The sequence below is a fragment of the Runella sp. CRIBMP genome (assembly GCF_009905605.1).
Lineage (GTDB): Bacteria > Bacteroidota > Bacteroidia > Cytophagales > Spirosomataceae > Runella.
The window spans coordinates 67,501-81,708 of record NZ_JAAAKZ010000018.1; the positions used below are offsets into that span (position 1 = coordinate 67,501).

Consider the following 14,208-nt stretch of genomic DNA (forward strand, 5'->3'; position numbering starts at 1 on the left):
TTTTCAAAAAACAAGGCGATTTACCAACAAAAAAGCAGCGACTGTGTTCGCTGCTTTTTTGTTGGTAAATATGGATTAAAGACTAAGTCTAATACGCTGATATCCAGCTAAAATTATAGTCCAGATTGGGCACTTTGGTGCGTTCTGCTACGCGTTTTAGGCGAGTAGGTAGGGCCATCAAATAGTCGCGAGCCTTTTCACCAGCTTCGTTGAGACCGCTAACTTTGTCAATCTTCCATTCTTTGAGCAACGAGTCCATGATTTCGATGTAATCGTACGTAGTGTAGACACCGATTCGTTGGGCTGCGTCGGAATAATGACTGAATGTTTCGCCTATTTTGACGCCCGTTTCACGTAAGAAGTGCGCAGGCATGACGATTTTTTTGCGCATCATGTCTTCAAACGCCAGCATCATTTCGGAAGAATCAACCTCAAAAATCCGCTCCACAAACGCCTTGTAGGCTTTGGCGTGGCGCATTTCATCGGCAGCAATGACTCCGCACATTTTTGAGAGCAACGTGTTTCCGTATTGTTTGGCCAAAGTAGCCGTGCGGCGGTGCGAGATGTTGGTGGCCAACTCCTGAAAAGAAGTATACACAAAGTTGCGGTAGGGGTCCGTGCCCGTTTCTATGTCAAATCCATCCGCAATCAAGTACTGAGTGGATACTTCCATGGCGCGCATGTTTACCCGTCCTGAAAGGTATAAATATTTGTTGAGCAAATCGCCGTGGCGATTTTCTTCGGCGGTCCAAGCGCGTATCCATTTGGTCCAGCCTTGTTGTGGGTCCTGTTGATTGACGCCTTCAACGGTCATGAGCCACGATTCGTAGGTTGGAAGGGCCTCTTCGGTGATGGTATCACCAACCAATACCGCGATGTAGTCGTAAGGCAGTTCACGGGCGGCTTCCTGAAGGAGTTTGACGTCCGACAGAAAGTTTTCGTTGGCAGAATCTGGTAAAAAATCGGAGGGCTGCCAGAGATCCTCTATGGGTTTGAGAAATTCGTAAAAGACAGAATCAATCTTCTGTCCAATGAATTTCATTACCTCTATGCGGGTGGCGGGGAGTTGCATATTATGTAAAACGTTTAACTTAACTATCACGAAATTGGGCCGAAGGTACGCATTATTTTAGGAAAATTGTTGCTGTGTGGTTTTAGGAATGTTTGATTAATTTTGCCTCTGAATAGATTTATTTCCCACAATTGCATGAAAAAAATACTAGATTACTTCCTCAGCAGTGTTTACATGATTTATTTTGGTTTGACACTGGTGATATTTCACGTCATACAAGTCATTTGTTTTCATCTTTTTGACCGCCGAACACATCAAAAATCGGTTCATTGGCTCAATGGATTTTTATTGCACGGATTGTGGATACTGGGGACCCGCCTGCACCATGAAGCAAAAACAGAGCTGCCTACTGACCGGCCCGTTATCTTTGTGGCAAATCATCAGAGTATGTTTGACATCGTGGGGATGATCTGGTACATGCGCAAAAACTACCCAATTTTTGTCTCCAAAATCGAATTGGCAAAAGGTATTCCCAGCATTTCTTATAATCTTCGGAAAAGCGGGGCTGCGCTCATTGACCGAAAAGACGGAAAGCAAGCCATCGTTGAAATAGCCCGTTTGGGTAAGTTGATTGAAGAAACGAAGTTTTCAGCGGCGATTTTTCCCGAAGGAACCCGTTCAAGAACGGGCGAGTTAAAGCAGTTTGCTGTGGGGGGGGTGGCCATACTCGTCAAAAAAGCCCCCCATGCTTTGGTAGTACCTGTAGCTATTAAAAACACGGGTAGATTGAACCCAAAAGGGATTTTTCCGCTTAACAGTCTGGAGCGGTTGTCGTGGATAAGCCTAACGCCCATAGAACCGAAAGGAAAAAGTGCCGAAGAATTGGTGGAGTTGGCGAAGTTAGCCATTAAAAAAGAGCTAGAAAGCGCTTGATTATTGATTTAAATTTGCAGAAATAATTGTAAATTTACCCAGTCTGCGTTTTTCATCAAGGTGAAATAGGTAGATTGGTCACTGAAATAATAGTTGGGAATATAAAAATATAATTTCATTTTTGCATAGAATTACAGCCGTAATTGTATCTAACACAAAGCTGGTCAATGAATTACGCAAAAGTATTCTTGTTGATTCTTTTTAGTCTTCTTATAGGACTGATGTCAGTGCTTAGGCCGACTTTGAAGGATATTAAGAAACAAGCTGCGAATGAAAAAATGGCGGACTCTTCCTGCCCTGATTCTGAGACCAATTGCCCTTTTGACGAAGAAACTGGTGAAGAAGGATGGGATGAATTTGAGTCCTTATCTTACCCCGTTTTTAACGTCTCGGCGCTGAACAAATCGCATCTTAATTTCATGTATCTAATGCCTGCTCCTGAGCATTTTACGTCGATTTGTATTCCTCCTCCCGAAAGCCTTTAGTGCTTTTTTGTTCTTAATCCACACTTTCCCACCCGTTCTGTCGCGTATTTGCTTGGTTAACAAACTTATTGCCCTATTGGGCCCAGTTTGTCAATGGATTTTGTTTTTCTGTTGCTCGACAGCCCTAAAAACAACCTGCTGCACTGTGATGTGTTGTATTTAATCGTTGGCAGTTATTGCTACGAATCATCTTCTCAATTATAATAAAAAATAATCTAAAAACAGATTCCACTTAATTTAATAAAATGAAGGACCTACTGAATGATTTAAAACAAGATTTACCCGCCGGATTAGTGGTGTTCTTAGTGGCTTTACCCCTCTGTTTAGGAATCGCTTTGGCGTCGGGGGCGCCTCTTTTTTCTGGAGTTATTGCTGGCATTATTGGCGGGATTGTGGTCGCAATAGCGAGCGGTTCGCCCGTGAGTGTGAGTGGGCCTGCGGCTGGGTTAACCGTTATCGTGTTGAACTCTATCCAACAGTTAGGCTCGTATGAGCTGTTTTTGTTGGCGGTGGTAATAGCGGGTATCATGCAGGTTGTTTTAGGATACCTCAAAGCAGGGATTATTGGTCATTATTTTCCCTCGAGCGTCATCAAAGGTATGTTGGCGGCAATTGGTTTAATTCTTGTTTTCAAACAAATTCCTCATGCTCTTGGCTACGACAAGGACAGCGAAGGTGATTTTGTGTTTGTGCAGGTAGACGGAGAAAATACATTTTCTGAAATCCTAAATGCGCTCAATTTTCTTCAGCCTGGGGCCATCATTATTGCTACTCTTTCGCTCCTCATTCTTATTGCTTGGGATAAGCCATTCTTCAAAAGATACACCTTCTTTAAGTTTGTGCCTGGCGCATTGGTCGTCGTGGCCTTGGGGGTTGGATTAAATGAGTTCTTTAAAGTTGCATTTCCCGTACTCGCTTTGGAAAATGACCACCTTGTTAAGCTCCCAGTAGCAAGCTCTGTCAATGAATTTATCGGTCAATTTACCCTGCCCGACTTTTCAGGGTTTAGCAACTACAACGTTTATATCATTGCGTTTACCATTGCCATTGTGGCAAGTTTAGAGTCGCTGCTGAGCGTAGAAGCAGCCGATAAACTTGACCCTTATAAGCGTAATACGCCTACCAACCGTGAATTAAAAGCCCAAGGATTGGGTAATATTATTTCTGGGTTGATTGGCGGTCTTCCTCTGACGGCCGTTATTGTGCGCAGTTCAGCCAACATCAATTCGGGAGCTAAAACCAAAAAATCGGCCATCATTCATGGGCTGCTTTTATTAATCAGCGTGGTTGGTTTTGCCTCCTTACTAAACAAAATACCGTTGGCCTGTTTGGCCGCCGTTTTGTTGATGGTGGGCTACAAGCTGGCCAAATTATCCCTCTTTAAGTCGATGTATGCTTTGGGTTGGGAGCAATTTGTGCCTTTTGTAGTGACCATTATTGCGATTTTGTTTTCTGATTTATTGAAAGGAATTGGCATCGGAATGGCCGTTTCGATTTTCTTTATTTTACGCAATAATTATAAAAGAGCGTACTATTTTATGAAAGAAAAACGTAGTGAGGGTGAAACGATTACGATTCAGTTGGTAGAAGACGTGACGTTTATCAACAAAGGAGTCATTACGCTTACCTTAGATAAACTGCCTTTAAATTCGAACGTCATCATTGACGGGACCAAATCCCACAACATTGATTTAGACGTTCTCGAAATCATCCATAATTTTAGGGAGACCGCCGTTTTGAGAGGAATCAAACTGGAGTTGAAGGGAATTCCGGCATTTAAGGGTGTGGCAGGGCATTAAACCATGTGTACGCAATTGCATTACTACCAATTTTAAATTAATCCTGTGGACATTGAGCCACAAAAAAAACTTAAAAAATGAAAGCACATTCAAAAGAAACACAATCCAATCTGACGCCAAGGAAGGCCTTACAAATTTTAAAGGAAGGCAACGAGAGGTTTATCCACAATTTGAAAGTTCAACGAGATTTATTAGAACAAGTAAATGATACGCGAGAAGGCCAATGGCCATTTGCCATTGTACTAAGCTGCATCGATAGCAGAACATCTGCCGAGCTTATTTTTGACCAAGGGCTAGGAGATATTTTCTCGGTAAGGATTGCGGGTAATATCGTAAATACCGATATTTTGGGTAGCATGGAATTTGCCTGTAAATTGGCAGGTTCAAAATTGATTGTTGTCTTGGGACATACTAAATGTGGTGCCGTAAAAGGGGCTTGTGACCATGTAGAAATGGGGAATTTAACGGAACTTTTGGCTAAACTTCAACCGGCTGTTTATCAGGAAAATGAAACCAAAGAAAATCGTAATTCTAACAATAAAACGTTTGTTGAAAATGTCGCTACAATAAATGTTAAGCGTAATGTAAGAAACATTATTGAACGTAGTTTTATTTTGGAACAATTGGTCGAAAATGGTCAAATTGGGGTTGTAGGTGCAATGTATAACGTAGAGACGGGTGAAGTGGAGTTTTATGACGATGTCATGTTTATTCGTGATCCTGAAAATACTGAATTTAGTGTAGAAAGTTTACGCCATTAATTTGGCAAAACGCCCCCCCCCGCATTTACAAGGGATAGCAGTCCAATAAACCCCAACTCGGATGACGTTAAAATATTTGAATAAAGACTTTTCAGCGGGGGTAGCGGTGTTTTTAGTAACGCTGCCGTTGTGCCTCGGTATCGCGCTGGCTTCGGGAGCGCCCCTTTTCTCAGGATTACTGGCTGGCATTGTGGGGGGCATTGTCGTTACTTTGTTTTCGGGGTCGGAAATCAGTGTCAGTGGGCCCGCCGCGGGGCTTACTGTCATTGTTTTTGATAGTATTCAACGACTGGGTAGCTATCCCAATTTTCTGATGGCCGTGGTGTTGGCTGGTGTAATTCAATTCTTGTTGGGATGGCTGAAAGCAGGACGATTAAGTAGTTTTGTGCCCTCTAGTGTTATTAGCGGGATGTTGGTGGCTATTGGAATTGTGATTATCCTGAAACAAATTCCTCATGCCTTAGGATGGGATGCCGACTACGAAGGCGAATTTGAATTTTCGCAAGCCGACCAGCGCAACACATTCTCAGAAATTATAGAAGCCTTGAGTCATCCCAATGCGGGAGCTATTTTGATAAGTGTGTTCTGTTTAGGGCTGATTGCTTGGTGGGATTATTCTGCAAAAAGGGGGATAAAATTCTTCAAAACAATCCCAGGGGGTGTGGTGGTGATTTTAGTCGGAGTCATCCTTAATCAGTTGCTGGCGTTATGGTTTCCAGCCATGAGTTTGAAAGAGGAAAGCCACTTGGTGCGGGTTCCGCTTATTCGTGATTGGACCGATGCAAAAGCCGCGTTCAATTTTCCAGCGTTCGAAATCTTAGCCAATCCACAAGTGTATATTTCGGCCCTTACGTTGGCGATTGTGGGAAGCATTGAGTCGCTTTTTAGTTTGGAAGCCGCCGATAAGTTGGATACAAGACGTCGTATATCATCTCCCAATCAGGAATTGAAGGCGCAGGGAATCGGCAATGTAGTTTCGGGCCTTATTGGAGGCTTGCCGCTCACGTTGGTAGCGATTCGCACTTCGGTCAATGTGTACAGTGGCGCGCAAACTCGCCTTTCGTCTTTCATTCACGGGCTTTTGATGCTGTTGGCGGTGTTTTGTATTCCGCAATTACTCAATTATATCCCGTTGGCTTGCTTAGCGGCATTGCTTATATCGGTTGGTTACAAACTAGCGAAGGTCGAGATTTTTAAAAAAATGTACCGTGAAGGCTCCGACCAATTTATTCCCTTCATTATTACGGTCCTTGCCATTGTGTTTACCGACTTATTGATTGGACTGGCCATTGGGCTGATTGTGGGCATGATATATATTGTGTATACCAACAATCTATCGGCAATAAGTGTAGGACGCGACAAAGAAACGGTACTGATTTGGTTTAAAAAGGATGTATCATTTTTAAACAAGGCCCATTTGAAAGAAGTATTGGCGGCCTTAAAACCAGGAGACTATGTGTTTGTGGATGGCCTGAGGGCACAATTTATCGACCATGATATTTTTACAACCCTAGAAGAATTTGAGGCCGATGCCCCGTTAAGAGGAATTCAAGTGGAATTTAAGGGGATTACGAGACGTAAAATCGCAAAACAAAAATCCAATGCAATCATACAAAAAACTATTATTGGCGAATAAATCATGGGCTGCTGAAAAGCTTATGCTCGACGAAAGTTATTTCGACGAATTGGCGGCCGATCAAAAGCCTGAATTCTTGTGGATTGGCTGCGCCGACAGCCGGGTGCCCGCCAATGAGGTAACGGGTACGGCTCCTGGCGAAATTTTTGTTCACCGCAACGTGGCCAACTTGGTGATTCATACCGACATAAATATGCTAAGTGTATTGCAGTACGCGGTAGAGGTGTTGGAAGTAAAGCACATTTTGGTGGTAGGACACTATGGCTGCGGGGGTGTAAAAGCCGCCATGACCAACAAGGATTTTGGTTTAATCAACAAGTGGTTGCGGAATATCAAAGATGTTTATTCAAAGCATTATGATGAGCTTGAGGCGGTACCCGAGGGGCACGAGCGTTTTGACCGTTTGGTTGAATTTAATGTCATTGAGCAGACCAAAAATCTGGCCAAAACCACGATAGTACAAAAAGCTTGGAAAAAGAGAAATTATCCGCATCTGCACGGTTGGGTATTTGATTTACATACGGGTTTGATTAATTCAATTATAGAAATCCCACCTGGCTCACCCGTTGAGTCTATTTATCGGTATGACTTTGAAGATGAGCCCCAAAAAGAGGAAGATTTATCGCATAATTATAAGCATGGATAGTACGCAGTGCCAGACTTGGAAAGTCTCTAACACTTCTCAAGTCTAAACCGTTAGCCAAAAGTTTAGTTTGAACACAATGGCTCGGTTTTTATTTCTGAATAACGGATCAGTATAGTAATTGTCTGTATAGACCAAAAAGAAGTCGGACATGGGCTTGTAGCGCCATTGCAGACGGCTGTTGACGTTAAAATTGTTACGTTGGGTGTTAAACTGCAAAAAGGTAGTCCAGAAAATATTGGTCGAAAAATTGACCTCTACTCTCGGACTTATCAGCAACAATCGATCAGTGCCGTAGGGGTTGAGAAGGTTAATATCGTTTTGTTCAAAAGCCATCGAAAAATTCCCCCACGGCTGCGCCCGATAATTCATTTCTACGCTATATTGCTGAAGTGTACCATTATAAAATCCACCCGCACGGAAGCTCGCCGTGTAATAAAATTTCTTTCGATAATCAGAACTGTAGGTCGCACTGTATTGCCCGTACTGATAATGATTGGCAGGTAATGCATACTCGCTATCGGTGAATGTGAATGGGAATAGGGCATTGACAAAATTGTAATCATACCGCACCTGAAAATTACTCGTGTTTTGAAACTGTATCGAATACTGCAGGCTCGTTGAATGCTCCCCTAAGGCTCCGTTGGGATTCCACAATAAAAACGTTTCGGCGCCAAAGGTGTGCATATTGACTTTGCCTTTTTTGGGTCGAATAGTATACTCGGTTTCGCTGTATATCTGTTGGTAGCCGAGTCGGATGGTGGTGTCTGATTGAATTTTGCCAAACTGGTCTAACCGAAACGTAGCATTTTCGATGCGGTTCAGAAAACCCATGTCTGCGTAATAATTAGTACCTATCCCAAAATAATCCGCAAAGAAACTCAAGTTACGCCCAGAGTATCCAAAGCCCAACTGCTTCACGTCGTTGTTTTTGGAGATGCCTGGTTTTTGGGAAAGGTGATACCCTGCCCACGCCGATAAATCGCCCTTGACGTTGGAATACGTGAATTCCAACCCCTGATTGCGCCCGTATTCATTCCTCGGATTGGCTTTGCGCTCCGATTCGGTCATAAACCCCTGCCGATTGAGCGCGTAGCCTTTGATGAGAGATCGCTTAAATATTTTTCTATTAAATGAAAAAGCGGTAAAATTTTGTGCTGGCGTCAGACTGTCTTTGGCGGCGGTTTGCATGGTCATCAAACCTACGCGCCAATGCTTATCCAAATTTCCACTCAGTCGCAGGCCGCCCAAAATTCGGATGGGCTGCGCATTGCGGTCCAGCCCTACCGACCGCGAGAAAAACGGTCGAAAGGGCGCCGAGCCGTAGCCGCTGAATAAGTCGTCGTTTTCCAGAAAAAAGGTTCGCCGCTCAGGGAAAAAAATGCTGAATCGGGTCAGGTTGGTCACTTGCCTGTCTACTTCAATCTGTGAGAAATCGGGGTTGACGGTCAAGTCAAGATTGAGCGACGGCGTCACGGCTATTTTGGCGTCCAGGCCCCCGTTGAGCGTGCCTTGGGTCGGTTTGTCGGCCAGGTGGTCGTGCGAGGAGCCGCCTGTAATATAAGGGATCAACGATACATTTCCTTTGACCGCTGGCGGTGCTTCTTCCCACAGCAACGAACCGGTATAGCCTAAATCGTAGCCATTGAAATTGACCGGAACAAACGTCCAAGTCGAATATTGGTTGTTTTTCAGGTCATTACGCTCAAAGTTAATCCCCCATTTGGTTTTTGAAGGGTCGTAGCGTAGGGTTTTGAAAGGAATGGCGATCTCGACGGTCCAGTACGTATCGTAAAGCTTTGTTTGCGAATACCATTTATTGTCCCAACTCCCGTTAAGGTCGTCAGAAACAAAGGTAAGCAGCCCGTCCCATTGTGCATTGGCGGCATTGACCCCGAAGAAAAAGCCGTTGGTCCGTTCATTAATGGGGTCAAGAATGAGTCCAAAAGCGTCTGAGTCCCAAAAAGAAGCGTCGCGTTTGAGGGTTTGAATCACGTACGTATTGGTGTCGCGGCAGACCACCCCTACGTACAAAAAACGATCATCGAAGGTCATACGCACTTCGGTGTCCCGTTTGAGCGGTACATTATCCTGCGGCCAATGCGGCGCAAAATTTTTGGAAACGCTCGCTTCCTGCCAGGCGGCATCTGATAGATCACCGTCAATTGCGATAGGTTTTTTGGTTTTTCGAATGCTGTGTTGGTACTTTTCTTGATAGGCGACACCACCAATTTGTTCGGGTTTCTCTTGGGCAAGCGTATTGACAGCAATGGTAAACGTACTTAATAATGTGTAAATAGAAATTCTGAAACACATAACAAATGATAGACTGTGTGGGATAATATCCGTAAAATTAGAAAATGGTAGCGATCCGAGGCGTCTCGAAATGTTAAATGGTTCTAAAATCGGGATGAACAGTACTGAAAATGGAATAAAATGCAACTAAGTCAACTTTTCTAAAAAAAAGGTTGTTCAATACAAATTACCCATCTTAACAAACTATATGAAAAAAACAGTTGCTACTTTGCTCGCATTGAGCAGTTTTTTTGTGGGATTCAGTCAAACCAACATCCCTAAGAGTACCTGGCGCGCTGCGCTACAGCGTGGAGTGCATGATTTGCCCTTCGGGCTGGAAATCAATCCGAAAGCCAATGGGAAATATGAAGTTTTTGTACTAAATGGCTCGGAGCGCTTGGCCATGGATGAAGCCTACATGGTCGGCGATTCGATTCATATTCCGATGCTGATTTTTGATTCTGATTTGGTTGCCAAAGTATCAGGCAATACAATGACGGGAGCTTGGAAGAAAAATAGAAATGGCGTTTGGGTATCGGTGCTTCCATTCAAAGCCCAAAAAGGAGAGGTGCATCTTTTTGCCAAAACCCCCGCCCAAACCACGAAAAACGTAACTGGTAAATACGCCACTTATTTTTTGCGTCCTCAAGCAAAAGATTCCACGTTTGCCGTCGGGATTTTGGAACAAAAAGGTGCAAAATTAGCAGGAACGGTACTGACTCCTACGGGAGATTATCGATATTTGGCGGGCGATGTGATTGGCGATAGTCTTTTTATGTCGTGCTACGACGGTTCTCATGCTTTTTTGTTCAGAGCTGCCATTGCTTCCAACGGTACGATTCGAGGGGGATTATGGTCAGGCATTTCTGGTTTCCAACACTTTGTAGCTTACCGCGACGAAAAAGCGGAATTGCCTCCTCCTACGGCATTGACTTATTTGAAGCCCGGTTTTGAAACGCTCGATTTTGCTTTTCCTGATACCAAAGGAAATATTGTTTCGTTGAAAGATGAACGCTACAAAGGGAAAGTTGTGGTTTTGCAGCTGTCTGGGACGTGGTGCCCAAACTGCATGGACGAAACCCGTTTTATGGTGCCTTGGTACGAAAAAAATGCCAAACGCGGGGTAGAAATCGTGGGTTTGATGTTTGAACGGTCGCCCGAAATGAAAATATCAGGGCCGAAAATTGATTTTATGGGCAAGCGTTTCGGCGTGCCATATCCGCTGCTTTTGGCAGGTACCAACGATGCTGATGCGGGCAAATCGCTCCCTGCGCTCAATAAAATAGCGGGGTATCCAACCACCATTTTTATTGACAAAAAAGGACGCGTACGCGAAATTCACACAGGCTTCTCTGGCCCGGGTACTGGCAAATACTACGATCAGTTTATTGAAGATTTCAACGCACTTATTACGAAATTACTGAGTGAGTAAGTGATTTTTTGAGGAACCATCCAAGGTATTTAAGGTTTTTATTTATGAACTTAAATACCTTGGATGGTTTAATTTTTTAGTAGGTTCTGCGGGTATCGCGCTTATCTTTCTGAATATCTTGTCGTGCTAAAATAATGACTCTATGCAGGAGCCACTGGTTAGAACTCGCACTTACAAATGGGCAATTCGTTAAAATTAAGCGTTAGAAAACTATATTTACTATGTTGCCTCCCCAGTAGCGCTAAGGCTGCCATGAAAAACTTCTTGATTCTATACTTTATTGCCTTTACTGGTTTTGCCCAAAAACCATCCCAAATAGACTCCCTGAAAAAAAAGTTAGCGACAACGTCGGACATCCAAAGAAAGACCCAAATCGTGCAGGATATTTGCGAAGCTTACAGTAGAAATCAACCAGATTCGGCCCAAAAATACCTTGAAATAGCGCAGGATTTTTCCAAAAAATCAATGGATAAAAAGCTGGAAGGCCGTTCGTATCATTTGGCGGCTAACTTTTTTCGTGCTCAAAATGAATTCGAAAAGAGCCTTCAGGCAAGTCAGAAAACCATTGATTTGTACGAGGCAATTGACTACAAAAGAGGACTTGGAAGGGTCTATAACAGCATTGGCCTGACGTATAAAAAAATGGGCGACTCCCAAAAAGTAGCCGCTTTTACGCGAAAAGCGCTCATGTTTTCTTTGAAAGCGATAGACATGGCCAAGGTGGTTGAGGATACCAACGGCTTAATTTCTGGATACAATAATGCCGGGATTGCTTACCGAGATTTGAAGGAGTTTCGCAAGGCGGAAGATGCCTATAAGATGGGATTAAAGAATGCCAAAAAATACAAAGTTGACCGGGATGCGGGCGTTTTGCACGCCAATTTGGGGCAGATTTACATTGATTTCGAAAAAGAGTACGACAAGGCAATTGTTGAATTGGAGAAAGCACTGGTAATTCACGCAAATCACAACGACCAACAGGGGATTGAACATGCTTATCGGAGTTTGGGTAAGGCGTATCAGATGAAAAAAGAATATAAAAAAGCCATTGCTTATGCCCAAAATTCGGTGGCTATTGCGCACTCCCTCAAAGACATTCATCGGCTATTTAATGCCTACGGAATACTCTATGGGATTCAGGAAGACGCGGGGTTGTACAAAGAGGCATTGGCAAGTCTGAAAATAGCCAAGCAATTGGAAGATTCTACCTTGCGGGTCGAAAAAACCAAGAACATTGCCGAGATTGAAAGTAAATACCAAACCGAGAAAAAGGAGATTGAAATAAAAAGCCTGAATGAAAAAAATGCGCTGCAACGGAATCAACTGGCATTTGCGGGTTTAGGATTGTTGGTTTTATTGGTCCTCTTGGGGACGCTGTACTTGCAATATAAAAAGATAAAAGAAAATCGGTCGCAGATTCAAAAGCAATCCGATGATTTGAAACTGATGATGAAGGAACTTCACCATCGCGTAAAAAATAACCTAGCGATTGTCAGCAGTCTGTTGAAAATACAATCGAGTAAAATGGAGGACGAAAAGGCTGTGCTGGCCGTTCGGCAAGGGCAACAACGCGTAGAAGCCATGTCGTTGATTCATCAGCGGTTGTACCAGAATGACAAAGTCTCAACTATCAATATCAAAGAATACATCAGCGATTTGGTGGATAGCCTGATGAATGCTTATGGGCATGAGGTCGATAATTTTGATGTGCAACTAAATGTTGAGCAAGAAGAAATGGACGTAGATTTGGCCATTTCTTTGGGATTGATAATCAATGAGTTATTGACCAATTCTTTTAAGTATGCTTACGCAGAAGCCGTCCATCCATCATTGAAAATTATGTTGAAAAATAAAGTGGGGCTGTCGTTGGAAATACAGGATAACGGGCCTGGATTAGACATGGAACGCTGGAGCCGGGCCAAAGACTCTTTTGGTAAAAAACTGATTGCAGGGCTCACAAAACAGATTGGAGGGGTGTTCACGATTGAAAACCAAAACGGAACCTATTGTCGATTGTATATCTCTCCTGAAAAAATGAAATTGGTGGCATAACAAATGAAAATATTAATCATTGAAGACGAATTTATTCTAGCCACTGATTTGAGAGATACCCTCGAAGCAGAAGGCTATGATGTTGCATTTGTAGCCGACAATGGCCCTGAAGCGCTTGAATTTTATCAAAAAAATGAAGTGGATTTGGTGCTGTGCGACATTCACATCAACGGTGACTGGGACGGGATAGAAACCGTAAAACGACTCATTGATTTTCGGCAATCCCCGATTATTTATTTAACCGCTTTTACCGACGCCGAAACCCTCGAACGGGCCAAAGAGACCTACCCAGCGGCGTATATTCCCAAGCCGTATCACATCGTTAACCTCAGGATGGCAATCGAAATGGCGATTAATAATTTTGCCATGCGGGTTCATCCGATGAAAATGAAAGACACAAAAACGGATATAGCCCGAAAAGAAGCCATTTTGCAGGTAAATGAATGTATTTTTATCAAACAAAACTACCAATTTGTCAAATTCAGATTAGACGATATTCTTTATCTTGAAGCCGAGAGTATGTACACCAATATCGTTACGTCTCAGAAGAAATACGTTATTCGTCAGACCGTAGGTGGAGTATTGGAACGGCTGCCAATCAAGCACTTGGTTCGTATTCATCGTTCGTACGCGGTCAATATCCATCGAATTGAATCGTTCAACGAGCATGAAGTAATCATCAATGGCCAAGCCTTTCCATTGGGGCGTTCTTTTAAGGACGAGTTTATGAGGCAGTTTATGTTTCGTTAAATTTTGACCGTTATTTTTATCAAAAAAGCCAAAACTTAGGAATAAGTTTTGGCTTTTTTGAGCGAGAACAAATAGCTACTTTCGGCTCAAATTGTTTAGGTCCAACCTTCGCGGTATTGCCGCTTTACAAATGCATTAGCAACGTCAAAATTGGTAATTTTCATGTTGACACCATCCCAAAGAAGTTTCTTACGGCCAGTGAATTTACCATTTTCGCGGTGTAGATAGCTACGAACGGCCAAGTTGCCCATCAATACGATTTCGGCCAAGGGCCCTGCCTCATCAAACGAAGAGCTAGTGTAGGTTCCGAATCCCGCTTTGCAGGCTTTTACCCATTGCTGTTGGTGGCCAGTGGTGTCTCCTTCAACCAACGGGCGGGTGGGAGCGGGGAATTTTACGTCCTGTAATTG

Annotated in this window: 11 protein-coding genes and 1 pseudogene; 9 read left to right on the forward strand and 3 right to left on the reverse strand. The window is 43.4% G+C overall.

What is annotated here, in order from left to right; all coding sequences use genetic code 11:
- Positions 1-88: 88 nt before the first annotated feature.
- On the reverse strand, positions 89-1,072 hold the full coding sequence (locus tag GVN20_RS25760) for an acyl-ACP desaturase (RefSeq protein WP_206023374.1): 984 nt from the start codon (positions 1,070-1,072) through the stop codon (positions 89-91).
- A gap of 135 nt (positions 1,073-1,207) precedes the next feature.
- Between GVN20_RS25760 and GVN20_RS25765 the strand changes: the two genes are divergently transcribed.
- The 6 genes from GVN20_RS25765 to GVN20_RS25790 all read left to right on the forward strand — a co-directional run bounded on the left by GVN20_RS25765 (position 1,208) and on the right by GVN20_RS25790 (position 7,272).
- Positions 1,208-1,945, forward strand: a complete 738-nt coding sequence (locus tag GVN20_RS25765) for a 1-acyl-sn-glycerol-3-phosphate acyltransferase (RefSeq protein WP_166561096.1) — start codon at positions 1,208-1,210, stop codon at positions 1,943-1,945.
- 278 nt (positions 1,946-2,223) lie between these two features.
- Positions 2,224-2,430 carry a hypothetical protein gene (locus GVN20_RS25770; protein WP_166561097.1) on the forward strand — a complete coding sequence of 69 codons (207 nt, stop codon included), beginning with the start codon at positions 2,224-2,226 and terminating at the stop codon, positions 2,428-2,430.
- A 245-nt stretch (positions 2,431-2,675) separates the two neighbouring features.
- Complete coding sequence (locus GVN20_RS25775; protein ID WP_166561098.1) at positions 2,676-4,229, forward strand: SulP family inorganic anion transporter; 1,554 nt, start codon at positions 2,676-2,678, stop codon at positions 4,227-4,229.
- Positions 4,230-4,306: 77 nt separating this feature from the next.
- Positions 4,307-4,990, forward strand: a complete 684-nt coding sequence (locus GVN20_RS25780; protein WP_166561099.1) for a carbonic anhydrase family protein — start codon at positions 4,307-4,309, stop codon at positions 4,988-4,990.
- A gap of 61 nt (positions 4,991-5,051) precedes the next feature.
- The gene (locus tag GVN20_RS25785) at positions 5,052-6,626 is read left to right on the forward strand and encodes a SulP family inorganic anion transporter (RefSeq protein ID WP_166561100.1); all 1,575 of its coding nucleotides are present in this window, start codon (positions 5,052-5,054) and stop codon (positions 6,624-6,626) included.
- Positions 6,592-7,272: a carbonic anhydrase gene (locus GVN20_RS25790; RefSeq protein WP_166561101.1), complete on the forward strand. Its 681-nt coding sequence runs from the start codon at positions 6,592-6,594 to the stop codon at positions 7,270-7,272. The genes GVN20_RS25785 and GVN20_RS25790 overlap by 35 nt, the downstream gene beginning before the upstream one ends.
- Positions 7,273-7,314: 42 nt before the next feature.
- On the opposite strand, the gene GVN20_RS25795 is transcribed toward GVN20_RS25790, so the two are convergent.
- Entirely contained in the window at positions 7,315-9,585 is a 2,271-nt protein-coding gene (locus tag GVN20_RS25795; protein ID WP_166561102.1) for a carbohydrate binding family 9 domain-containing protein, read from the reverse strand.
- Positions 9,586-9,772: 187 nt separating this feature from the next.
- On the opposite strand from GVN20_RS25795, the gene GVN20_RS25800 reads away from it, so the two are divergent.
- The 3 genes from GVN20_RS25800 (at position 9,773) to GVN20_RS25810 (ending at position 13,798) form a co-directional block, all read left to right on the forward strand.
- The gene (locus tag GVN20_RS25800; RefSeq protein WP_166561103.1) at positions 9,773-10,996 is read left to right on the forward strand and encodes a peroxiredoxin; all 1,224 of its coding nucleotides are present in this window, start codon (positions 9,773-9,775) and stop codon (positions 10,994-10,996) included.
- Positions 10,997-11,248: 252 nt separating this feature from the next.
- Positions 11,249-13,048: a sensor histidine kinase gene (locus GVN20_RS25805; RefSeq protein WP_166561104.1), complete on the forward strand. Its 1,800-nt coding sequence runs from the start codon at positions 11,249-11,251 to the stop codon at positions 13,046-13,048.
- 3 nt (positions 13,049-13,051) lie between these two features.
- Entirely contained in the window at positions 13,052-13,798 is a 747-nt protein-coding gene (locus GVN20_RS25810; protein ID WP_166561105.1) for a LytTR family DNA-binding domain-containing protein, read from the forward strand.
- Between the two features lie 95 nt (positions 13,799-13,893).
- Here the strand turns inward: GVN20_RS25810 and GVN20_RS25815 are convergent.
- Positions 13,894-14,208, reverse strand: a pseudogene (locus tag GVN20_RS25815) (gfo/Idh/MocA family oxidoreductase); the annotation flags it as partial.